Origin of the sequence: Streptomyces sp. NPDC059443 (genome assembly GCF_042750105.1) — a bacterium.
GTDB lineage: Bacteria > Actinomycetota > Actinomycetes > Streptomycetales > Streptomycetaceae > Streptomyces.
The window spans coordinates 17513-39209 of record NZ_JBHYVM010000029.1 but is presented as its reverse complement, the minus strand read 5'-3'; the positions used below and the strand labels follow the sequence as shown (position 1 = coordinate 39209).

Here is a 21697-nt window from a genome sequence, read left to right as displayed (position 1 = left end):
CCACAACACTGCCACGCACCCTTTCATTCCGAGACACCCGTCCCGATCCGCGAGACGATTTCGTCCCAGTACCCGGGCATCGAGGCCCACGGGTCCCTGTCCCCGGCCCCTCGCCGGTCGGTGAACCAGATGGTTCCGGCCCCCTGCCAGCGGGCGATCCGGACCGCCTCCTCCAGGTGCGTGCGGGGCACCCCGTGGACCAGGTGGCAGAACCGCTCCGGCGGATGGTCCGCCGTCCACTCGGCCACCTGCGACCAGCGGTAGTCGGCCCAGGTCCCGGAGAAGGTGACCAGCTGGTCGGCGGTCTCCGCGTAGCCCTCGTACGGGTGGGTGCCCTGCCCGAGGACGATCCGCAGCCCGTCGCCGAGCCCCCGCAGGGTGTCCGCGACCCGGCGTACGGAGGCCAGTTCGGCCTTGCCGGCCGGGGCCCCGGCGAGGTAGAAGCCGCCGACCCGGTACCAGTCCCGGAAGCGGTGGGCGTCGGAGACGAGCTCCCCGAAGGACCGTTCCCCGTCTCGCATCGCGAGATGGCCGAGGACCACGCCGCCCGCGCCGCGGAGCTTCGCGGCCGCCTCGGTGCAGTGCGGGTCGGGCCGGCCGCCCGGCCCGTCCGTGACATTGAGCACGGCCCAGTGCAGCGGGGTCCCGGGCCGGGTCAGCTCGGCCCACTCCACCGGGGCCAGCAGCGGATGCGCGTACCCGGGGACGCCCAGGCCGAGCCGGCCCGTCCCGGTGGCCGCGGCGGCCGCCGGGGTGCTCAGATGCGGCACGCCGCCTCCATCCAGATGTCCGCGAGGGACTCCTCCAGGTTGATCCGGGGCCGCCAGCCGAGCCGGTCGCGGGCGGTACGGACATCCGCCTGCTGCCAGGCTCCGCAGCCGTCCGGGTAGGGGTACGGGGGCTGCGCGGCCTGGGCCGCCGCCAGCTGCTCGGCCGTGGCCTCGGAGCGCGGGGAGCCGATGGCGGCGAGCCCCGGCGGCCGTCCCCCGAGCCCGTGCTGGGGGTGTTGCCCGTGCTGCCCGTGCTGCGGTACGTCGAGCTCGTGCAGGGAGCCCGCGTACCCGGCGACCCGCGCCAGCACGGCCGCCGCGTCGCGCAGCCGGACCGCCCGCCCCGTGCCGATGTTGACCACGCCCTGGGCCGCCGACAGGGAGGCGGCGTGCACCGCCCGCGCCACGTCCCGTACGTCGACGAAGTCGCGCTGGACGCCGAGCCCGCTGAGCTTGAGCTCGCCGTCCCCGGACTGCATGGCGCGCCGCATGGCCTCGGCGAGGCGGCCGAGCGGGGATCCGGCCGGGGTGCCGGGGCCGACGGGCGAGAAGACCCGCAGGACCACGGCGTCGAGCCCGGAGCCCAGCACCAGTTCGGTGGCGGCCAGTTTGCTCACCCCGTACGGTCCGCCCGGTCTGGGCACGGCGTCCTCGGCCGTGGAGGATCCGGGCTGGCTGGGGCCGTACTCGGCGGCGCAGCCGAGCTGGACCAGCCGGGCCCCGCAGCCGCTGCGGCGCAGCGACTCGCAGATGGTGGCCACGGCGACGGTGTTGTGCCGGGTGAGTTCCCGGGCTCCGCCGCGGGTGGCGCCCGCGCAGTTGATGACCACGCCCGGGTGGACGGCGTCGAGGAACCGGGTGAGCGCGCCGGGACTGCCGGTGGCGAGGTCGAACCGGACGTCGGCGTCGTCGCCCCGGCCGAGCGCGGTGAGCTGCACCGCCGGGTCGGCGAGCAGGCGGTCCGCCACGTAGCGCCCGAGGTATCCGTTGGCTCCGATCAGCAGCACCCTCATCGCGCGGCCCCTTGGTTGGTTGGCTGGCCGGTCATCGTGATCCCTTCGTGGAAACCCCCTGCTTTGGCTGGGGGAGGAAACGAAGCTCCTGCGGAGCAGGGCAACGGCTGGGATTCGCCGCCAGGGCGAATCGCAGTGCTCTGGCGGTCAGGCGGCATCGGTGGTCTTTCGTTCGGGCCTGGTGGTGTAGGCGTAGCCGTCTGCCCGCTGGAGGCGGCGGAAGTGTTTGTGCCGGACGCCTTGGACGGTGCCGTGAGCGGTGGTGATGTTGAAGCCGCCGCTGGACCGGACAGCGATGCGTCCGGTGTGGGTGCCCGCGTTCTTGCCTGTGGGAACGACTGCGCGGGCGAGGTCGCCGGTGGCGTAGCCGAAGAACTGTTTGTGCCGGGGCATCCGCAGTCGGGGGAAGCCGTGCTTGTCCGGCCGGGTGCGGGTGTGGGTGCCGCGCCCTGCGCATCCGGTGACCAGGACCGTGGCAACGGTCTCGGTGATGGTGTCGAGCTTGCCGACCGCGAGGGCGTCCAGGCTGTGGCTTTTCGCCAGTCCGGTCCTCTGCCGGTTCCACTTGGTGCGCCCACCACTGGCGGTGTGGGTGGGGAACAGGGCATCGAGGGCCCGCCGTAGTGCCCACCTGGTGGAGTTGACGGCTGCCGCGTCCCGGAGGGGGGATTTGGCCCGCTTGAGGATGTCGGCGGCTCGCTGGGGCGCGAACTCCTCCACCGGCCGGTTCGACTTGGCCTCGTTGCAGGGGACGCAGGCCAGGACCAGGTTGGAGACCCGATCCGATCCGCCCCTTGACCGGGGGTGGACATGGTCGATGTTGAGCGGCACGCCGGTGATACCGCAGTAGATGCAGGCCCGGCCGAACTTGGCCAGCAGGTACTCGCGCACCTCCATGCCGTGGAGGGTGCCGTGCTGGTACTCCGCGCCTTCCAGTGGTTTCCCGGCGCTGATGGCGTGGGTGTCGAACGCGACCCGTTCCACATGCACGCTGCGGACGGGGGCCCAGCGGGCCAGCCGGTTCGTCCACGACAGGGTGGTGACCACGCGGTGACGGAGAGATGGGGCGAGCCAGCCCTTCGGCTTCGTGCGGTTGAGGAAACGCGGGGCGCGGTAACGCAGGTTCCGGGTACGACGGCCCCGCCGGTAGGCGGCGCGCTGCTCCATCTTCTTGCGGATGGTCGCGCCCCGGTGATCAAGCTGGATGCTGTACCGGCCCCGGCGTTCCCCCGCCTCGGCGGTGAACACAGCGATACCGGTGTGCTTGCTGCCAGGGTCGATACCCAGCTCTACCCCGTCGATCTCGCTTTCGGCGACGGTGCGGTCCTTCAACCGGATGACGAATGGTGTGTGCCGGTGAACGACAGCACATCCCTTCTTGAGCAGCTTTCGTGCCCGCGCTGGGTTGGTGGGCTGCAACGGCCTGTGGTGCTTGTCGAGTACAAAAACATGAGGGTGCCGCTCACGCGGCTCCTCCCCAGCCCCGGAGGACCGGAGGGTGACGCCTCTGCCGCCGGGTGAAGCTGCAGAGGTCTCCTCTCGCACATGTTCCGCACCCGGTGCCTTACGGCCTTCGAGCCCCGTTTCGTCCCCGATCCGGGGGGTGTCTGCTGACTCGAATTCGAGAGCGAGCTGCTGAGGAAGCACAGCGCGGTCGGTCTTCTGTCGTGAGCGGAACGTAGCCAACTTGTTCACCTCCAATATGGGTGTTGGCTGGTGCTGGTAACGGCGGCCCGCAGCCCATCGGGCTGAAAGCCCCCTCCTTCAGGAGGGGGATCCCGCTACGTCCTGTTTCTCCTTGTTGGATGGGTGGATCGGGGTAGGGGTACTGCGCTTCGGTGTCTGCTTCCGAAGGGTTCAGGGCCGCCGCGCGTGCGCGGAGGCCCGCGACAGCGCCAGGACTGCGGGTACGAGGAGTCCCGCCGCGGCGGCGAACGGCGCCGCCGGGACCGGGAGCAGGGCCAGTACGAGGGCCAGGGCCCCCGCGAGGGCCCCGCGCGGGGCGCCGTGGCCGAGCATCAGCCGGGTCAGGAACAGCAGCACCGCGAGCGGTACGGCGACGGCGTACGGGGCTCCGGCCAGCGCGGCCGCCCCCGCGGCGGCCGCGGCGAACAGCAGCACCGTGCCCAGGAGCAGCGGCCGCACCCCGTCGGCGAAGTCCTCCAGGGCCCGGCTGCCGGCGAGCCTGCGCCGGGCCCTGGCCGCGAAGACGGCGCCGGCCAGGTGTCCGGGGGCGACGGCCACGGCCAGGGCGACCCCGAGGGGGGTGCCGTGGCGCAGGACGGCCCAGCCGACGACGGCCGAGGCGAGCAGGTACACCGGAGCGGGGAACCGGCCCCCGGCGGCCCGGCCCGGCCACCCGAGGGCGGCGACGGTGGCCGCCGCAGCCAGGGCTCCGGCCCAGGGCACCCCGGCGGCGGCCGCCGCGAGGGCGAGGGCCCCGGGCAGCAGGGCGCGGCCGAAGCCCCGTACCGCCCGGGGGTCGACCGGGATCCCGGCAGGCGGGGCGGGCGGGGTCTGGGCGCGAGGGGTCCGGGCGTAGAGCTCCTCCGCGAGGGAGAAGACGTCCCGGTGGCGGAACCGGGCGGCGGTGCGGTCGGTGATCCCGTGCGCCTCCAGGCCGGCGGCGATCTCCAGGCAATCCACGGCGTGTTCGCAGAGTTCCCGGTGCCGGTGGAGCAGCACTTTGACGGGGTCTCCGCCGAGCCGGGGCCTGCGCCGCTGGGGCGGGTCGACGGGGACGGCTTCGTCCAGGGGGACGGTCATCCCGGGACCTCCGAACTCGTGAGGGGAGTGCTCGCGGGCGGGGCGGCCCAGGTCGGGGTGGCCCAGTGGCCCGGGACGCGCGCTTCGGGGGGCTGCTCGAAGGGGACTCCGGTGCCGGCGGCGTCGGGCCGGGCCGGGCCCCGGGCCAGCAGCCTCAGGTAGGACTCCTGGAAGGCGTCGACGTTCTGCTCGACGGTGAAGAGCTCCAGGGCCCGCGCCCGGGCGGCGGCCCCGAGCCGCTGGGCCCGCTCGGGGTCGCGCAGCAGCGAGACGCAGGCTTCGGCGAGCGCGCGCGGGTTGCGCGGCGGCACCACGAGCCCGGTCCCGCCGATCACCTCGCAGACGGCGCCGACGTCGGTGGAGACGGTGGCGCGGCCGCAGAACATCGCCTCCACCAGGGTGATCGGGAAGCCCTCGATGACGGAGGAGAGCACCACGACCCGCCCGGCGCCGTACGCGTCGGCCGCGGACGGGGCCCCGGGTGCGCCGATCACCTCGAAGGTGACCGGGTTCTCGCCGACGGCGTGGGCGTCGTCGGCCTCGTCGGGGAAGAGCTGCGCGGCGAGCGAGCGGCAGTCGGCGAGGTACTGGACGGCGGCCTCCCCCGCGGCGACCGCCGTCGCGAAGATCCGCAACCGCGCGCCGGGCTCCGACTTCCTTACTTCGGCGAAGGCGTGGAGGAGGGCGATCAGGTCCTTGGCGGGCTCGATCCTGCCGATCCACACGAGCGTGTCCGGGTCCCCGCAGGAGGTGTCCTCGCCGACGGCGGCGAATCGGTCCGCCTCCATCCCGGGGTATACCGTCCGCAGTCGCTCGCGCGGGGCCCCGCAGCGCTCCTGCCAGCGCCTGGCGTGCGCGTTGCCGGGGGTGAGCAGATCGGCGCGGGCGTAGATCTCCCCGGCCAGCCGGGTGTGGAAGGCGGCGAGCAGGGCCCGTACGGCCGGCCGTTCGCCCTCCGCCGCGTGCTCCAGGTAGTGGGCCCGGAGCTGGACCCCGTACTCGGTGACCAGGAGCGGTACCCCGAAGAAGCGTTTGGCCAGCAGTCCGGGCAGCGCCGCCACCCCGCCCGCGGCCGCGTGGCAGACGTCGACCTCACGGAGGTCCTCGTACCAGTCCAGGGACAACGGGCGGAGCAGCCGCTCCAGTTCGTCCACGAACTCCAGCAGGTCGGCGACCTGCACCCGCTGTACGGTCCTGCTCGCTCCCGGCGCGCGACAGGCGGACTCCACCGCCCGTACGGCCGTCTCGGAACGCAGCGCCGCGCACAACCCGCCCTGCTCCCCGGCGAGTTCGGCCAGCCCGTACAAGCCGTCCCCGAACCGCCCGGCGTCGGCTCCGCAGATCCCGCGGACCAGCTCCGTGAAAGCGGCGGCGAACCGGCGGCGCTCGCGGCGCCCGTAGCTGCGGCCGTCGTCGGCCGGGGCCCACAGCGGGGCGGTCAGCACCCGGGTGACGTGGGCGGGCAGCGGGACCCGGCCGCGCTCCTCCTGCTCGGCGCTGCGGCTCAGGGCGTAGAGCTCGAACTCGTGCTGCGGGAGCCCGCGCACGAGCCGGTCACACCACAGCCTCGCTTCCCCCGTCGCATACGGATAACCACCTTCCGTGAGCAGTCCGATCCGCACGAGTGGCACCCCCGATCTCCCGTTACAGGCGGTCGCCGTCGGTCCGGCGACCCGCCGGATACGAACTCAAGCGGATATGCCGAAGGCGCGGCGGACGGTTGTCCGTCGCGCCACCGGAAGGGGTGAAGAGTCGTAACTTTCCCGTACGGTTAGCGTTCGAGCACGCTAAGAAGGACTAGTGCCGCGCCAGAACCCCCTCGGGACGGCGCCCGCCGAGCCGCCGCTCGGCCGCCAGGGCCGGGTCGAGGGACGGTACGGCGGCCAGCAGTTGCCTCGTATAGGCGTGCGCCGGCCGGTCGTAGACCTCGTCGACCGGCCCCTCCTCCACGATCACCCCGCCCCGCATGACGGCGACCCGGTCGCTGACCTGCCGCACCACCGCGAGGTCGTGCGCGATGAAGACCAGCGCGATGCCCAGCTCCCGCTGGAGCTCGGCCAGCAGCGCCGTGACCTGCGCCTGCGTGGTCACGTCGAGGGCGGAGACGGGCTCGTCGCAGACGATCAGCCGGGGCCGGGGCGCGAGCGCGCGGGCGATGCCGACGCGCTGACGCTGGCCGCCGCTGAACTCGTGCGGGTACCGGTCGTAGTGCGCGGCCTCCAGCCCGACCCGGACCAGCAGCTCGCCGACCCGGGCCCGCACCGCCCGCGCGTCCTTCCCCCCTCCCACACGCAGCGGATCGGCGATGGACTCCCCGATCGAGCGGCGCGGATTGAGCGAGGACACGGGGTCCTGGAACACCATCTGCACCCCGGGCACCACCCCGACGGCCTCCCGGCCCCCGTGGCGCACCTGCCCGGAGGTGGGCTCCAGCAGCCCGACGAGCATCCGCCCGAGCGTGCTCTTCCCGCTACCGCTCTCCCCCACGATCCCCAACGTCTCCCCGGCCCGCACGGCCAGCGACACCCCGCCAACGGCGGCCACCCGCCGCTTCCCCCGCCCGAACTCCTTCCGCAGCGCGAACGCCTCGACAACGGGCTCGCCCAACTCCGGGCTCACCCGCACATCCAGCCCCGCCAAATCCAGCCCCGCCGGCGTTTGAGGCGCGGGGTCCGGGGCGGAGCCCCGATCTTTGAGCCGCGCGGACACGCCGGGCCCCGCCAAATCAAGCCCCGCCGGCGATTGAGGCGCGGGTGCGGGCAGCGCCCGTGAAGCCCCCGGCCGGGCCACCCGCACCGCGTCCAGCCTCGGCACAGCCGCCAGCAGGGCCCGGGTATACCCGTGGGCAGGCTCCGCGAGCACACCCCCCACAGCCCCCCGCTCCACGGCGGAGCCGCCCCTCATCACCAGCACCTCCTCCACGCTCTCCGCCGCCACCCCCACGTCATGCGTGACCAGCACCAACCCGAGCCCCCACTCCTCCCGCAGCCCGTGCAGCAGATCAAGGATCTGCGCCTGCACCGTGACGTCCAACGCAGTGGTCGGCTCATCCGCGATCAGCAGCCGCGGCGAACACGCCAACGCCATCGCGATCAGCGCCCGTTGCCGCATGCCCCCGCTGAACTCGTGCGGCCTCGCCCGGGACCGGCGTACCGCGTCGGGTATCCCGACCCGGTCCAGCACCTCCACCGCCCGCGCACGCGCCGCCCGCCGGGAGCCGCCCACGTGGACCCGGTACACCTCGGCGATCTGATCGCCGACGGCGTAGTACGGGTCCAGGGAGCTCAGCGGGTCCTGGAACACCATGGCGGCGACGCCCCCGCGCAGCTCCCGGAGCTCGGCCGGGGAGGCCGCGCCCACGTCGGTGCCGGCGACCCGGACGGATCCGCCGAGCCGCGCCCCGGTTCCGTGGTGCAAGCCCAACAGGGCTGCGGCAACAGATGACTTGCCGCTCCCGGACTCCCCCACGATACCCAGGGCGCGCCCGGGCTCCAGCGTGAAGGAGAGCCCGTCCACGGCCCGTACGTACTCCCCCGGCCCTCCGACCGGGAAATCGATCACGAGCCCGGTCACCTCCACCAGCGGTTGGTTCGTCATGCCAGGGCCACCCTTCGGTCCGCGACGGCGTAGAGCAGGTCGGCGACGGCGCCCGCGATCACGACGGCCGCGCCGATGGCGAGGACCACGCCCACCACCACGGGCAGGTCGACCACCCGCACCCCGTCGATCAGGGTCTTTCCGAGTCCGGGGATCCCGAACAGCGATTCGGTGAGCACGGCGCCGCCGATCATCGTGCCGAAGTCCACCGCGCTGAGCGCGATCACGGGGGCCACCGCCCCGCGCAGGGCGTGCCGGGTCACGATGGCCCGCTCCCCCACCCCGTAGGCGCGGAAGGTGCGGATGTGGTCCTCGGCGAGCATCTCCAGCGTGGAACTCCGGGTCAGCCGCGCGTACTTGGCGCTCTCGAAGAAGCCGAGGGTCACCCACGGCAGCAGCAGGTTCCAGGCCCACTGCTCGGGGTCGTCGCCGAGGGCCACGTACGTCGGGAACGGCAGCCACTGGAGGTACGCGCAGACCGCCATGAGGAGCAGCAGCCCGAGGATGAAGACGGGCGTGCCGGTGCCGGCGAGGGTGAGCACGGTCAGTGCCCGCTCGGTGAGACCGCCGCGCCGCAGTGCGGACAGCAGGCCGGTGCCGACGCCGATGACGAGCCAGATCACCAGCGCGCCGGAGGCGAGCGAGAGGGTGGCGGGCAGCCGGTCCAGGATCAGCTCGGTGACCTGCCGGTCGTTCTGGTACGAGAATCCGAGGCAGGGCGCGTCGCAGTGCAGTACGAGCCCGGCGCCGCCGGAGTAGTCCCGCCCGGCGACCAGTCCCCGGAGGAAGTGCAGGTACTGCACGGGCACCGGGTCGTCGAGTCCGAGCTGGGTGCGGACCTGGGCGATCTGCGCCGGGTCGCAGCGTTCCCCGCAGGCGAGGCGGGCGGGGTCGCCGGGGGCGACGTAGAAGAGGGCGTAGACGATGACGGACAGGGCGAGCAGCACGAACAGGGCGCCGCCGATCCGTTTGAGCGCGAAGAGGATCACTCCTTCCGCTCCTTCCTGGTGCCGACCCGCAGGCGCGAGCCCTCGCGCGGGTCGAGGGCCGTGCGGACGGCGTCGCCGAGGACGGTGAAGGCGAGCACGGTGACGAAGAGCAGTCCGGCGGGCAGCAGGACGTAGGCGGGGTCGGCCCGGAACCAGGTCTGGGCGCTCGACAGCATCTGACCCCAGGAGGGGGTCGGCGGCTTCACCCCGACGCCGAGGAAGGACAGCGAGGCCTCGGCCACCATGTTGCCCGGCACGTGGAGCGCGGCGAGGGTGACGACGGGCGCGGCGAGCGAGGGCAGCAGTTCGCGGCGGGCGATCCGCAACGTGCCGCTCCCGGACAACCGGGCGGCGTCGACGAAGTCGAGGCCGCGCAGTGACAGGGTCTGGGCCCGCACCATGCGGGCGGTGGAGCCCCAGCCGAGCAGTCCGATGACGAGGATCAGCAGCAGCGGCCGCGGGAAGCCGGCCGGGACGACGGCGGTCAGCGCGATCGCGAGCACGAGCATGGGCAGTGCGATCAGCACATCGGTGAGGCGGCCGATCAGCCCGCTCAGGAAGCGGTTGCCGAGGGCGGCGGCCAGTCCGGCGGCCACGCCCGCGCCCAGCTGCACGGCGGTCGCGCCGAGCGCGACGAGCAGCGAGATCCGGGCCCCGTGGAGCAGCCGGGTGAACAGGTCGCGGCCGGTGCCCGGCTCGACGCCGAGCCAGTGGTCGCCGGAGATCCCGCCGAAGGAGCCGATGGGCACACCGCCGCGGGCGGAGTCCACGAGCTCGTCGTGGTACGCGTTCGGGTCCTGGCCGGCGAGCTGCGCGAGCAGCGGCGCGGCGAGGGCGAGGAGGACGAGGAGCGCCAGGACGGCAGCGGCCGCCACGGCCGAGGGCCGCCCGCGCAGCCGCCGCCAGACCTGCCGTCCGGCGCCGGCCCCGGGTACGGACGGCGACGCCGATCGGTGTGCGAGGAGGGTCACCGGATTTCTCCCGGGAGGCCCCGGCCTTCAGGCCGGGGAGGAATGGGTCCTTGGGCCGGAGGCACGGAGCGCCGGAGGTCGGTTCGCATCTGGTCTGACCTGTACTTTCGGCCGTTGTCAGTGGTCGGGGATAGCTTGTTGGAATGGCAGCGACGCCGATGACGGGGGACGCCGGGCACGCCCGGTGGACCTTCCGTGTGCGCGTGTCGTCCACCGCCCTTGCCGGCCTGATGGGCGAGTGGGACCGGTGCCGCTGGATCTGGAACGAGTGCTGCGCAAAGTCGAAGCAGACATACCTGTGGAACACGGACCGGCCCGAAGGCATGGACAAGCGGACGTGTGGTCCGGCCCAGCTCGACAAGATGCTGACCGAAGCCCGTACCAAGAACACCTGGCTTCGCGAAGGGTCCTCGGTTCCGCAGCAGCAGCTGATCCGCGACTTCGGCAAGGCAAAGGCCAAGGCGCAAAAGGACATCCGAGAACGGCTGCCCATTGCGCGTCGGGCCGGGATGCCGAGGTGGAAGAGGAAGCGGGAAGCGTTGCCGTCCCTCAACTACACCAAGCGCGGCTTTCGCCTGAAGGACGGGAAACTGCACCTGGCAGGCGGGATCGCCTTGACGGTGGTGTGGTCGCGGGACCTCCCCGCCGACCCGACCTCCGTGCGTGTCTACCAGGACAGCCTCGGGCACTGGTACTGCTCGTTCGTCGTCCCCACCAAGGTCGAGCCGCTTGCGGAGACCGGCGCGGTAATCGGTATCGACTGGGGCGTGCGCCAGACCGCGATCACCACCAGCGATGTCCACGACCTCCCGCACGCCGAGCACGGGAAGAAGGCGGCCGCCGGCCTGGCGCGCTATCAGCGGATGATGGCCCGCCGGAAACCGGCGAAGGGAAAGCCCGGGTCGAAGGGCTACCAAGCGGCGAGGAAGCGAGTAGCAAAGCTGCACAAGAAGGTGGCCCGGCAACGCCAGGACACGGGCCGCAAATGGGCCAAGCGCGTGGTCCGCGACCACGACGCCCTCGCGGTGGAGGACTTCCGACCGCGCTTCCTCGCGAAGTCCACGATGGCGAGGAAGGCGGCCGACGCGGCGATCTCCGCGACGAAGACGGCTTTGGTCGAGATGGGCCGCAAGCACGGCCGTGCCGTCTATTTGGTACACCCCGCGCACACCACCATGGAGTGCGCGCAGTGCGGAGCGAGAACCAAGCACGCACTACCTCTCTCAGAACGAACGTATGCCTGCACCGTGTGCGGAGCCGTGTCCCCCAGGGACAAGAACTCCGCACACGTCATGCTGGTCCGGGCTGGTCTCAACCCGGCTGGCGCTGAGGGCGTAAGACCACTCGGGGCGCCGCCTCAAGTGGCTGCCTGAGTCAGAAATCCCCACATCAGCCCTGGAGGGTGAGCGATCCACTCCCCTCAGGGAGGGGAGGATTCAATTGACCGAGACCTGCGAGATGTCGAGGACGCCGGTCCAGTCGCTGATCACGACGTTCTTGATGTCCTTGCCGACGATCCGCTTGTAGACCGGGTGGAAGAGCGGCACGTCGAGGGCCTGCTCGCCGATCTTCTTGTCGAGCGCGCCCCAGCGCTTGCCGGCCGCCGCGAGGTCGGTCAGCTTGGCGATCTCGTCGATCTCGGCGTTCAGGGCCGGGTCGTTGAGCTGGGCGTGGTTGTAGTTGGAGCCGTTGGTGACGATCTGGCGGCCGTCGAAGATCGGCGCGAGGAAGGGGGCGCCGGACGGCCAGTCCGCGCCCCAGCGGGAGATGAAGAAGCCGGGGGTGTTCTTGGCGTCCCAGCGCTTCTCGTTGAAGGCGTTGTTCTCCAGCCCCTCCAGCTTGACCGTGATCCCGGCGGCGGCGAGCGCCTGCTGGACGGCCGTGGCCACCTCGGGGCTGGTCTGGCGGTTCTGCGCGGTGGAGTGGGTGAGGGTGATGCTCAGCCCGTCCTTGTAACCGGCCTCGGCCAGCAGCTCCTTGGCCTTGGCCGGGTCGCCGGTCTTGCCCGCCGGGAAGTGGTCGTACTTGGTGAAGCCGAAGGCCTCCTGCTCGGGGAGGAAGGTGGTGGCGGGCTCGGCGAGCGCGGAGCCGCCGGCCGCGTTGATCACGCTGGTGCGGTTGACCGCGTAGGAGATGGCCTGGCGCACCTTCGGGTTGTCGAAGGGGGCCACCTTCGGGTTGAAGGCCAGGTAGTTGATGTAGCCGAAGTGCCCGGTGCCGACCCGCGCCGCCAGCTCCTTGTTGTCGCCCATCTGCGCGAGTTCGGCCGGTCCGAGGTTGGTGTCGGTGGTGACGGCGGCCGCGTCGGCGCCGGAGCTGGTGGAGAGACGCTGGTTGATGACCGCCGCGTCGAGCCCGGAGCGGACGTCGATCTTGTCCGGGTAGGCCTTGCGCTCCCCGTCGGTCTTCTCGTCCCAGTTCTCGTTGCGCTCCAGGGTGAGGTGCTCGCCGTCGTTCTCGTTCTTGGCGACCTTGTACGGGCCGGAGGAGACGGGGTGCTCCTCGTACTTGACCCCGGTGTCCTTGGCCTTGGGCACGGGCGCGAACTGCGTCTGCGTGGCGAGGAAGGGGAACTCCCCCTCGGGCTTGCGCAGTTTGAAGGTGATCGTCTTCGCGTCGGGCACGACGATCGAGTCGAGCCCCTTGCCGCCGTCCTTGTACGGGCCTTCGTACGTCTCCCCGCCGACCAGCCAGTCGCGCAGGTACGGGGCCCCGCCCGACAGTTCGGCGGCGAAGGACCGCTCGATGCCGTACTTGATGTCGGCGGTGGTGATCGGCGAGCCGTCCTCGTACTTCAGCCCGTCCTTCAGCGTGTACGTCCACTCCGTGGCGTCGGCGTTGGCCTTGCCGAGGTCGGTGGCCAGGTCGGGCACCACCTTGGCGCCGGCCGGTCCGGCCTCGCGGTTGCGGGTGGTCAGGGTGCGGAAGACGAGCGAGGGGACGTTTCCGCCGCCGGAGGTGTAGAGCCGGGCGGGGTCGAAGTCGTTCTGCGGTTCGGCGTTGAGGACGGTGAGGGTGCCGCCCTTCTGCGGCGCGCTCCCGGCGCCTCCCGCGCCGGGGTTGTCCGCGGCCTTGTCCGAACCGCCCTTGGGCCCGCAGGCCGCGGCGCCTCCGGCCAGGACGAGGCTCACGGCGACCACGGCCAGGCGGCGCGCTGTCTGATGACGGGCAGGACCGGCGGAAAACATGGGAAAACGACCTCTCGGCGGCGTGCAAAGGGATTCAGGACGGTGAATCCGGGATGCGGGATGCGGAATGCGGAGCGGGCCGCGCGAGGAGCGGCGGTCGTGACCGATCGCCGTCAGCGGAGTCGGCGGCGTGCCGACTGCGGGGACGGAGAAACGGAAGAAGCCGCGCCTGCGGGCAGGAAAGAGCCCCCGGGCGCGGCGGAAGAAGAGAAACGAAGGGGTCGCGCGCGCTCAGGGAGGCGTCAGCGACAGAAGATGTCGGCCACGCTGTGCGCGGTCACACCAAGCAGCGCCAGCTCAATGGCGGCGCTCGCGGCGATGGTGTGACGGTGCGACATGCGGAGAACAATTACCGACCATCGGACGGCTTGTCAACGCGGTTCATCAACTCCCGGGAAACACCCAGGGGTTGGGCTTGCACTGGATTCCGTTGATGTCCAGGGACTTGGTCTGCTGCTGCATGATCGGCGCGAGCGCGCCGGGCGTCTGGCAGCTCACGTGCCCGTGTCCGAGCCGGTGTCCGACCTCGTGGTTGATCAGCATCTGACGGTAGGCGAACATCTGGTCCGCGCCGTAGGTGACCGAACCCTGCGCCCAGCGGTACGCGTTGATCATCACGCGGTTGGTGTTCGCGGAATCGCAAGAGACGTTGTCGACGGTGGTGTCGAGCCCCGACTTCGCGCACCAGACCCCGGTGGTCCCGGGGCTGGCGAGCGTGATCACGAAATCGGCCTCGCCGCCCGGCACCCGCTCGAAGGTCTTCGTACCGCCGTGGCCCCAGCTGCGGTCGTCGTTGAGCGTGCGCTGGACGGCCTCGGCGAACAGCTGCGGGTCCAGCCCGAGCCCCTGCTCCACGTCGACCCGGTAGCGGATCACCTGGCCCTTGCCGGGGGCGGGCGCCACTCCGGGCACGGTGTCGAAGGTGCCCGGCCCCTTCAGCTTCTCGTCGATCGGGAGCTGCTGCGCCATCTTCTGCTCGTACGAGAGCTCCACCGCGGGGGCGTTGCCCGCCCCGGAACCCTCCGGCGTCGGGCGGTCGTCGGAGCGGGAGGCCGCGGAGTTCCCCTGGGCGGTGTGGGAGCCGGAGCCGTCGGTGGCGGCGCGCGCGTCGCTCTTGGCGGTGTCGCCCTCGGAGGCCACCTGGCCGGCGACGACGACGGCGAGCACGGTGGTGACGGCCGCGGCGGCCATGCCGGTGTACGTGCGCACCTTGAGCCCGCGCCCGGCCCCGGCCCCGGCCCCGGACGGCGGCGGCTCGGCGGGGGCGACCGGCGTACGGGGCCCCGGAATCCGGCGGTGCGAGCCGGTGGAGGTGAGGGCCTGGTCCGGGTCGGCGGGCACGGAGACCCGCCGGTGCGAACCGGTGGAGGTGAGGGCCTGGTCCGGGTCGACGGGCACGGAGACCCGGCGGTGCGAACCGGTGGAGGTGACGGGGCTTTCGGCGGGTCCGGGCACCTGGACCCGGCGGTGGGAGCCCGTGGCGGTCAGCGGGGAGTCCAGGTCGATCCGGGGGAAGCCGACCGCGGGGGTGCCGAAGGCCGGGGTGTCGCCGTCCCGCACCGGCACCGCGGTGGCCGCACCCGCCGCGGACCGGCCGCGCGGCGCCCCGCGCCAGTCCCCGTACACGGAGGCGGAGGGGGCCGGGGAGGGCGACGGGGAGGGGGAACCGGGCGCGGAACCCGCGCCCCAGGCGCCGCCGGACTCGTGCTGCTCGGGGTGTCCGCCGCGAGCGCCGAACTCCGGCGCGGGGCGCGACGGGGGCACGTACGCCCGATGGGCGACGGGGGGCTCGGCCCATCCGGCGGGAGCGGAACCGGGAGCCGGAGCGGGAGCCGGAGCGGCGGCCGGCGCAGGGGCAGGGGCCCCAACCGGGGCCGGGGCAGGGGCGGGGTCCTTGCGACTATGTCGTCCCACGGTGTCCTCAGCCCTTGCCGTCTTCGTCGTCGGTTTCCGGAGCCGGATCGGGGTCCGGCCCGGTGTCGCGCACGCCGCCGGTGTCCTCCAGCAGCTCCCGGAAGGCGGCCGCGACCACCTCGGGGTACTCCATCATCGCCACGTGCCCGGCCTCGGGCAGACACAGCAGCCGCGAACCCCGGAAGGACGCCGCGGCCTTGCGGGCCATACGGTACGAGACCAACTGGTCGCGGCCACCGTAGACCAGCAGCGTCGGGGCCAGCACCCGCTGCGCCTGGCTCCACAGTCCGTGCTGCCCGCCGAGGGTGTAGGCGTCGACGATTCCGCGCGAGGAACGGGTCAGCGCGTCCCAGAAGTACGGCAGCGCGACCCGGCGCTCCATCTCCTCGACGGCCGCCGCGAACGCCTCCGGCGTCACCCGTGAGGGGTCCCCGTAACAGAGCTCCGTCACCCCCCGGGTGCGCTGTTCGGCGCTCAGCCCCCGAGTGAGGCGGCCGATGAGCCCGGCGATGCCCGGTACGGCGAGCAGCGCCGTCGGCACGGCCGACTTCTGTACGCGCAGCTCCGGCAGGGCCGGGGAGATCAGCGTCAGCGTGCTCACCAGGTCGGGGCGGGCGGCCGCGACCCGGGTGGAGACGGCCCCGCCGAGAGAGTTGCCGAACAGGTGGACCGGCCCGCGCCCGGCGGCGTCGAGGTGGCGGATGACGGCCCGCGCGAGCCCGGTGACGGAGTAGTCCCGGTCGGCGGGCGGCGGGGACCAGCCGAAGCCGGGCAGGTCGAGGGCCTCGCCGTCGACGGCGTCGGCGAGCTTCGCCATCAGGGCGGACCAGTTCTGCGAGGACCCGCCGAGCCCGTGTACGAATAGTGCGGGCGGCAGGCCGGCCCGGACCGGCGGGCGGACCCGTACGGCCAGTTCCAGCCCGGGGAGCCGGTCGGTGCGCAGCCGCTCCCCTTCGGCCATGCGCACGGCTCCCACCTGGGAAGACGACTCGGCGGTGGACCGCACACCCGGCAGCTCGGTCGAAGACATGGGGGCAATGTTACGAGAGGATCACGCCCGGCTTGTTGTGTTCGGTGTCACAGGTGCTTGAAAGGCCGCCTAGCGGGGTATCCGCGATCCTCCTAGGCTCATAGGTGGAAAGGGGTGCCCCATGACTGTCGACCCTGCGGAACCGGAAACCTTCCAGGCGGAGCTGCGGGAATCCCTCGACGCGGAAGCCCCGGAGGCGGACGCGGCGGAGCAGAACACCGAATTGAGCCCCGTCGAGGACGAACCGCTCACCGGCCTGGGACTCCGTGAAGCCGGCGCCGCCGATACCGCGGAGCAGGCCCGGGTGGTCGCCCTGGACGAGGACGACTACCGCTGAACCGCGGCCGAACCCCGTCGGCCTCGCCCTGACCAGCGTCTCCGGCGGGTTACCCGAGGTCCGTACCGCGAGAAAACTCGGCTCGGACCCTCCAGATTCGGTTACCGAAAAGTACGATGGCGGCGCGGCGCAAGGCGCACTGTGTTCTAGAGAAAGTGGGAGGCGGCGTGACAGCCATCGAGCAGACCGAGGCAGCGCGTCCGCGGGGCACGCGACTTCCGCGCCGGGCCCGGCGCAACCAGCTCCTGGGCGCGGCCCAGGAAGTATTCGTCGCCCAGGGTTACCACGCGGCGGCGATGGACGACATCGCCGAGCGCGCCGGGGTCAGCAAGCCGGTGCTGTACCAGCACTTCCCGGGGAAGCTCGACCTCTACCTGGCGCTGCTGGACCAGCACTGCGAGTCCCTGCTGCTCGCCGTGCGCACCGCGCTCGCGTCCACGAGCGACAACAAGATGCGCGTCGCCGCGACCATGGACGCCTATTTCGCCTACGTCCAGGACGAGGGCGGCGCCTTCCGGCTGGTCTTCGAGTCGGACCTGACGAACGAGCCGGCCGTCCGCGAGCGCGTCGACCGCGTCTCGCTCCAGTGCGCGGAGGCCATCTCCGACGTCATCGCCGAGGACACCGGCCTGTCGAAGGACGAGTCGATGCTGCTGGCCGTCGGCCTGGGCGGGGTCTCGCAGGTCGTGGCCCGGTACTGGCTGTCGAGCGAGAGCCCGGTCGCCCGCGATACGGCGGTGGGGCTGCTGACCTCGCTCGCCTGGCGCGGAATCGCCGGTTTCCCGCTGCACCCCACGGACGTCTGAGCGGCGCCGGTCAGGCGATGGCCGGTCCCGTCCGGCGGCCCTGACCGGCCCGCTGTTCGCTGCGAGCGTTTCCGCCCTGCGGCGGACACGTCGCCTCTCCGGGCTAATGTGGACCGGGTAACGGCGCGGCAGATCGCGCGAACCGGACCGTCGGAGGGACAAGGCCGTGGAGGTCAAGATCGGCGTGCAGCACGCACCCCGGGAGATCGTGCTTGAGAGCGACCTGAGCGCCGAGGAGCTGGAGAGCATCGTCACCGCCGCCCTGTCCGGCTCGGCGCCGCTGCTCAGCCTCACGGACATCAAGGGCCGCAAGGTCCTGGTGCCGTCCGACCGCCTGTCGTACGTCGACCTGGGCGAGCCCAGCGTACGGAAGGTCGGTTTCGGCGCGCTCTGAGGAGCGCACTGAGAACGTCCCAGAACGTCCGGAACGGCCCGGTGGATGACTCCACCGGGCCGTTTCCGTTTCCTCCGCTTCGGGTAGGAGCCAGGTGAAGCACCACCCCGGTACGCCCCCGTCGCTTTGGGAGGACCCCCCATGCTGCTGATCGAGGCGCTTGGCTCCGCTCTGCTGGGCCTGGCCCTGTCCGGGGTGGCCGTCCGCGTGCTCGCCCGGCGGCTGCCGTCGCCGCGGATGGTGCTGGTGGGCGGGGTCTCGGGAGCGCTCTTCGGGGCGTACCTGACGCACACCTCCCTGGGCCCCGGGCACAACACCCTGCTCGCGACCTTCACCGGCGGCGTCATGGTGTCCGCGGTGGTCCTGTCCCTGCTGCTGCGCCCGGCCCAGCAGCCCGGGAGGCCGTCCCCCCGGGCTCCGTTTTCGGTTCCGACGCGGGGCTGAGCGACGCCACCGCCCCGGATGACCCGCACGAAGTACGCCGGCCCCGGCACGGGATGATCCCGCGTCGGGGCCGGCGTACGTACGGCGGAGGGGGCGGGGTCAGGCCGCGAGGCCCAGGGCCGCCATGCGCTTGGTGTGTGCCTTGGTGATCCGGGTGAACATCTCGCCGACGGCCGCGAGGTCGAAGCCGGCGGCCATCCCGTCGACCCCGCCGACCAGCATGGTGGAGAGCGCGTCGCGCTCGGCGACCACGCGCTGCGCCTGCGAGAGCGCCTCGCCCATCAGCCGGCGGGCCCACAGCGCGAGCCGGCCGCCGCAGCGCGGGTCGGCCTCGATGGCGGCGCGGACCTTCTCGACGGCGAAACCGCCGTGGCCCGTGTCGTCCAGCACGCTCACGACGAGCCCGCGGGTGTCGGTGTCGAGGTGCGTGGCGACCTCGCGGTAGAAGTCGCTGGCGATGGAGTCGCCGACATAGGCCTTGACCAGGCCTTCCAGCCAGTCCGACGGCGCGGTCTGGCGGTGGAAGTCGTCGACGCCCTTCGCGAAGGGCTCCATGGCCGCGGTGGGGTCCGCGTCGATCGCTGCGAGGCGGTCGCGAAGCCTCTCGAAGTGGTGGAATTCGGCGGAGGCCATCTTCGCGAGCTCGGCCTTGTCGCCGAGGGTGGGCGCGAGCTTCGCGTCCTCCGCGAGGCGTTCGAAGGCCGCGAGTTCGCCGTACGCGAGCGCCCCGAGGAGATCGACCACAGCAGCCTTGTACTGCGGTGATGCGGAGGCCGTGGCCCAGTCCTGGGCGGCGATTCCGGCCGCCTCTGCGGGGGCGCTGCCGTCGGCGGGCGATGCGTTTTCAACGGTCGACATGCTCCGCACAATAGCTCGCCGAAAGGCACCACGAACCACCTGCTCAGTCCACGTAAACGCGCCTACCTGATGAATTCACCCGACACAGCTGCGAGATTCCGGGGTACAGTGGTAATGCGCCTGCCGAACACTCGGCGGGCCATCCGAATGAGGATGCCCGGTCGGTGGCCCGATCGGCTCCACCCGACCGCCCTCGGCGTGATGCGTACGTTCATACGTACCGCGTTCCGCGAGGGGCCCCCTCAGCGGCATAAAGCGCCTGAGCGAAGGCTCGTGGTCCCGCGCAGCTTTGCACGGCTCCCCCAGAACTTGGGTGGGCGAACCACTGCAAGCCCGGCACGGTACGACCCCCTTCGCCGCCTCGCGCCGCGTCTCACAGAAGAGGCAGCACCCTGACTACGTTCCGAGACCTCGGGATCTATCCCGAGACGGCCGAAGCCCTTGAGGCCGTCGGCATTGTGTCCCCCTTCCCGATCCAGGAGATGACCCTCCCCGTCGCCCTCTCCGGCACGGACGTCATCGGCCAGGCCAAGACCGGTACCGGCAAGACGCTCGGTTTCGGCCTTCCCCTGCTGGAGCGGGTCACCGTCCCCGCGGACGTCGAGGCGGGCCGGGCCAAGCCCGAGCAGCTGACCGACGCCCCGCAGGCCCTTGTGGTGGTTCCGACCCGCGAGCTGTGCACCCAGGTCACCAACGACCTCCTCACCGCGGGCAAGGTCCGCAACGTCCGCGTCCTCGCCATATACGGCGGCCGCGCGTACGAGCCCCAGGTCGAGGCGCTCAAGAAGGGCGTCGACATCATCGTCGGCACCCCGGGCCGCCTGCTCGACCTGGCCGGCCAGAAGAAGCTCGACCTGTCGCACGTCCGGGCCCTGGTCCTGGACGAGGCCGACGAGATGCTCGACCTGGGCTTCCTGCCCGACGTCGAGCGCATCATGAGCTACCTGCCGCCGAAGCGTCAGACCATGCTGTTCTCGGCGACCATGCCGGGCGCGGTCATCGGCCTGGCCCGCCGGTACATGACTCAGCCGACGCACATCCGCGCCGTCTCCGAGGACGGTGAGGGCGCGACCGTCGCCAACACCACGCAGCACGTCTTCCGTGCGCACAACATGGACAAGCCGGAGCTCGTCTCCCGCATCCTCCAGGCCGAGGGTCGCGGTCTGGCCATGATCTTCTGCCGTACCAAGCGCACGGCGGCCGACATCGCCGAGCAGCTGGAGAAGCGCGGCTTCGCCTCGGGCGCCGTCCACGGCGACCTGGGCCAGGGCGCCCGCGAGCAGGCGCTGCGCGCCTTCCGCAACGGCAAGGTCGACGTGCTGGTCTGCACCGACGTCGCCGCCCGCGGCATCGATGTCGAGGGTGTCACCCACGTCATCAACTACCAGACGCCGGAGGACGAGAAGACCTTCCTGCACCGTGTGGGCCGCACCGGCCGCGCGGGCAAGAAGGGCATCGCCGTCACCCTGGTCGACTGGGACGACATCCCGCGCTGGCAGCTGATCAACAAGGCGCTGGAGCTGGACTTCCACGACCCGGTCGAGACGTACTCCACGTCTCCGCACCTGTTCGAGGAGATGAACATCCCGGCCGGCACCAAGGGCACCCTGCCCCGTGCCGAGCGGACGCGGGCCGGTCTGAAGGCCGAGAACCTGGAAGACCTGGGCGAGACCGGCGGCCGTGGTGGCCGTGGCGGTCGCGACTCCGGTCGTGACGGTGGCCGTGGCGGCCGCGACGGTGGCCGTGATGGCGGCCGTGACGGTCGCGGGGCTGCCGCCGCCGCCCCGGCGGCCGAGGAGCGTGCTCCCCGTACGCCGCGCCAGCGCCGGCGCACCCGCGGTGGCTCGGAGTCGGGCGTCGTCGAGGCCGTGGCCACGGCAGCCGTGGTGACCCCGGTCGCCGAGGCTCCGCAGGCACCGGCGGCTCCGGCCGCCGTGGCCGCTCAGGCCCCGGCCGTCGAGGAGTCGCGCAAGCCGCGCCGTCGCCGGACCCGGTCCGCCGCTCCGGCCGCGACCTTCGTCGCCCCCGCGGCGGCGCTGGAGCCCCTGGCCCCGTTCGTCGTGGAGCCCGAGCCGGACTTCCAGATGGCCCCGATGGTGGAGCCCGTCCGGCCGACGCGCAGCCGCGCCGTGCGCGCCCCGCGCAAGGCCGAGGCCGCCCCGCGCAAGGCCGCCGCCGCCCCGGTCGTGGCCGCCGCTCCGGTCGTCGAGATCGTGGCCCAGGCCGCGGTGGTCGAGGCTCCGGCCGCGCCGGTCGCCGAGGAGGCCCCGGCCAAGCCGAAGCGCACCCGGGCACCGCGCAAGACCGCCGCCGCGAAGGCCGCTGAGGCCGCCGTGGTCGCCGAGGCCGCAGTGGTGGAGGCTCCGGCCGCGCCGGTCGCCGAGGAGGCCCCGGCGAAGCCGAAGCGCACCCGGGCGCCCCGCAAGGCCGCCGCTCCGAAGGCCGCGGTCGCCGAGGCCGCCGCCGAGGAGGCTCCGGTCAAGCCGAAGCGCACCCGGACCCGCAAGGCCGCTGCCGCTCCGGTGGAGACCCCGGAGGCGTAACGCCCGCCCGATGGCCCCGATCCCCTTCCGAGGGGGCCGGGGCCATCGGCGTACCCGGGCCCGGACGGGCCGGCCCG

The 21697-nt window shown here is 72.5% G+C and carries 19 protein-coding genes; 6 read left to right on the top strand and 13 right to left on the bottom strand.

Features of this window, described 5'->3' with window-relative positions; translation table 11 throughout:
* Positions 1-23: 23 nt before the first annotated feature.
* The 8 genes from ACFXDJ_RS25600 to ACFXDJ_RS25565 all read right to left on the bottom strand — a co-directional run bounded on the left by ACFXDJ_RS25600 (position 24) and on the right by ACFXDJ_RS25565 (position 10106).
* Positions 24-770: a spherulation-specific family 4 protein gene (locus ACFXDJ_RS25600; RefSeq protein WP_384650240.1), complete on the bottom strand. Its 747-nt coding sequence runs from the start codon at positions 768-770 to the stop codon at positions 24-26.
* Positions 758-1783 carry an NAD-dependent epimerase/dehydratase family protein gene (locus tag ACFXDJ_RS25595; protein ID WP_384650238.1) on the bottom strand — a complete coding sequence of 342 codons (1026 nt, stop codon included), beginning with the start codon at positions 1781-1783 and terminating at the stop codon, positions 758-760. The genes ACFXDJ_RS25600 and ACFXDJ_RS25595 overlap by 13 nt, the downstream gene beginning before the upstream one ends.
* 147 nt (positions 1784-1930) lie before the next feature.
* Entirely contained in the window at positions 1931-3328 is a 1398-nt protein-coding gene (gene iscB, locus ACFXDJ_RS25590; RefSeq protein WP_384650236.1) for an RNA-guided endonuclease IscB, read from the bottom strand.
* Between the two features lie 312 nt (positions 3329-3640).
* Positions 3641-4549 (bottom strand): hypothetical protein, encoded by a 909-nt coding sequence (locus ACFXDJ_RS25585; protein WP_384850373.1) that lies wholly within the window; start codon positions 4547-4549, stop codon positions 3641-3643.
* Positions 4546-6171, bottom strand: a complete 1626-nt coding sequence (locus ACFXDJ_RS25580) for a DUF3492 domain-containing protein (RefSeq protein WP_384650277.1) — start codon at positions 6169-6171, stop codon at positions 4546-4548. The genes ACFXDJ_RS25585 and ACFXDJ_RS25580 overlap by 4 nt, the downstream gene beginning before the upstream one ends.
* 175 nt (positions 6172-6346) lie before the next feature.
* Complete coding sequence (locus ACFXDJ_RS25575; RefSeq protein ID WP_384650232.1) at positions 6347-8146, bottom strand: dipeptide ABC transporter ATP-binding protein; 1800 nt, start codon at positions 8144-8146, stop codon at positions 6347-6349.
* A complete protein-coding gene (locus ACFXDJ_RS25570; protein WP_384650230.1) occupies positions 8143-9135 on the bottom strand; it encodes an ABC transporter permease in 993 nt (330 codons plus the stop codon). Before ACFXDJ_RS25570 ends, ACFXDJ_RS25575 begins: the two co-directional genes overlap by 4 nt.
* Positions 9132-10106 (bottom strand): ABC transporter permease, encoded by a 975-nt coding sequence (locus tag ACFXDJ_RS25565; RefSeq protein ID WP_384650228.1) that lies wholly within the window; start codon positions 10104-10106, stop codon positions 9132-9134. Before ACFXDJ_RS25565 ends, ACFXDJ_RS25570 begins: the two co-directional genes overlap by 4 nt.
* Positions 10107-10249: 143 nt before the next feature.
* Between ACFXDJ_RS25565 and ACFXDJ_RS25560 the strand changes: the two genes are divergently transcribed.
* Entirely contained in the window at positions 10250-11479 is a 1230-nt protein-coding gene (locus tag ACFXDJ_RS25560; protein ID WP_384650226.1) for an RNA-guided endonuclease InsQ/TnpB family protein, read from the top strand.
* 63 nt (positions 11480-11542) lie between these two features.
* Here the strand turns inward: ACFXDJ_RS25560 and ACFXDJ_RS25555 are convergent, their stop codons facing one another.
* The 4 genes from ACFXDJ_RS25555 to ACFXDJ_RS25540 form a co-directional block, all read right to left on the bottom strand.
* Complete coding sequence (locus tag ACFXDJ_RS25555; RefSeq protein ID WP_384650224.1) at positions 11543-13294, bottom strand: ABC transporter substrate-binding protein; 1752 nt, start codon at positions 13292-13294, stop codon at positions 11543-11545.
* Positions 13295-13536: 242 nt separating this feature from the next.
* Positions 13537-13632 (bottom strand): Ms4533A family Cys-rich leader peptide, encoded by a 96-nt coding sequence (locus tag ACFXDJ_RS25550; protein ID WP_384650223.1) that lies wholly within the window; start codon positions 13630-13632, stop codon positions 13537-13539.
* 46 nt (positions 13633-13678) lie between these two features.
* Positions 13679-15058, bottom strand: a complete 1380-nt coding sequence (locus ACFXDJ_RS25545) for a DUF3152 domain-containing protein (RefSeq protein WP_384850370.1) — start codon at positions 15056-15058, stop codon at positions 13679-13681.
* 157 nt (positions 15059-15215) lie between these two features.
* The gene (locus ACFXDJ_RS25540) at positions 15216-16238 is read right to left on the bottom strand and encodes an alpha/beta fold hydrolase (protein ID WP_384650219.1); all 1023 of its coding nucleotides are present in this window, start codon (positions 16236-16238) and stop codon (positions 15216-15218) included.
* A 121-nt stretch (positions 16239-16359) separates the two neighbouring features.
* Between ACFXDJ_RS25540 and ACFXDJ_RS25535 the strand changes: the two genes are divergently transcribed.
* The 4 genes from ACFXDJ_RS25535 (at position 16360) to ACFXDJ_RS25520 (ending at position 18219) form a co-directional block, all read left to right on the top strand.
* Positions 16360-16575, top strand: coding sequence for a hypothetical protein (locus ACFXDJ_RS25535; protein WP_384650217.1), 216 nt, complete (start codon positions 16360-16362; stop codon positions 16573-16575).
* Between the two features lie 167 nt (positions 16576-16742).
* Complete coding sequence (locus ACFXDJ_RS25530) at positions 16743-17381, top strand: TetR/AcrR family transcriptional regulator (RefSeq protein ID WP_330298433.1); 639 nt, start codon at positions 16743-16745, stop codon at positions 17379-17381.
* A gap of 166 nt (positions 17382-17547) precedes the next feature.
* Entirely contained in the window at positions 17548-17775 is a 228-nt protein-coding gene (locus ACFXDJ_RS25525; RefSeq protein ID WP_384650215.1) for a DUF3107 domain-containing protein, read from the top strand.
* 141 nt (positions 17776-17916) lie between these two features.
* On the top strand, positions 17917-18219 hold the full coding sequence (locus tag ACFXDJ_RS25520; protein ID WP_384650213.1) for a hypothetical protein: 303 nt from the start codon (positions 17917-17919) through the stop codon (positions 18217-18219).
* A 99-nt stretch (positions 18220-18318) separates the two neighbouring features.
* Here the strand turns inward: ACFXDJ_RS25520 and ACFXDJ_RS25515 are convergent, their stop codons facing one another.
* On the bottom strand, positions 18319-19077 hold the full coding sequence (locus ACFXDJ_RS25515; RefSeq protein ID WP_330298430.1) for a ferritin-like fold-containing protein: 759 nt from the start codon (positions 19075-19077) through the stop codon (positions 18319-18321).
* A 482-nt stretch (positions 19078-19559) separates the two neighbouring features.
* On the opposite strand from ACFXDJ_RS25515, the gene ACFXDJ_RS25510 reads away from it, so the two are divergent.
* Positions 19560-21620 carry a DEAD/DEAH box helicase gene (locus ACFXDJ_RS25510; protein WP_384850367.1) on the top strand — a complete coding sequence of 687 codons (2061 nt, stop codon included), beginning with the start codon at positions 19560-19562 and terminating at the stop codon, positions 21618-21620.
* The last annotated feature ends 77 nt before the right edge of the window (positions 21621-21697 follow it).

Bases quoted from the DNA above. Each gene is read 5' to 3' on its own strand.
- ACFXDJ_RS25585 (WP_384850373.1), bottom strand. From the start codon at position 4,549: ATGACCGTCCCCCTGGACGAAGCCGTCCCCGTCGACCCGCCCCAGCGG.
- ACFXDJ_RS25520 (WP_384650213.1), top strand. From the start codon at position 17,917: ATGCTGCTGATCGAGGCGCTTGGCTCCGCTCTGCTGGGCCTGGCCCTG.
- ACFXDJ_RS25540 (WP_384650219.1), bottom strand. From the start codon at position 16,238: ATGTCTTCGACCGAGCTGCCGGGTGTGCGGTCCACCGCCGAGTCGTCT.
- ACFXDJ_RS25510 (WP_384850367.1), top strand. From the start codon at position 19,560: ATGACCCTCCCCGTCGCCCTCTCCGGCACGGACGTCATCGGCCAGGCC.
- ACFXDJ_RS25535 (WP_384650217.1), top strand. From the start codon at position 16,360: ATGACTGTCGACCCTGCGGAACCGGAAACCTTCCAGGCGGAGCTGCGG.
- ACFXDJ_RS25550 (WP_384650223.1), bottom strand. From the start codon at position 13,632: ATGTCGCACCGTCACACCATCGCCGCGAGCGCCGCCATTGAGCTGGCG.
- ACFXDJ_RS25555 (WP_384650224.1), bottom strand. From the start codon at position 13,294: ATGTTTTCCGCCGGTCCTGCCCGTCATCAGACAGCGCGCCGCCTGGCC.
- ACFXDJ_RS25515 (WP_330298430.1), bottom strand. From the start codon at position 19,077: ATGTCGACCGTTGAAAACGCATCGCCCGCCGACGGCAGCGCCCCCGCA.
- ACFXDJ_RS25575 (WP_384650232.1), bottom strand. From the start codon at position 8,146: ATGACGAACCAACCGCTGGTGGAGGTGACCGGGCTCGTGATCGATTTC.
- ACFXDJ_RS25595 (WP_384650238.1), bottom strand. From the start codon at position 1,783: ATGAGGGTGCTGCTGATCGGAGCCAACGGATACCTCGGGCGCTACGTG.
- ACFXDJ_RS25560 (WP_384650226.1), top strand. From the start codon at position 10,250: ATGGCAGCGACGCCGATGACGGGGGACGCCGGGCACGCCCGGTGGACC.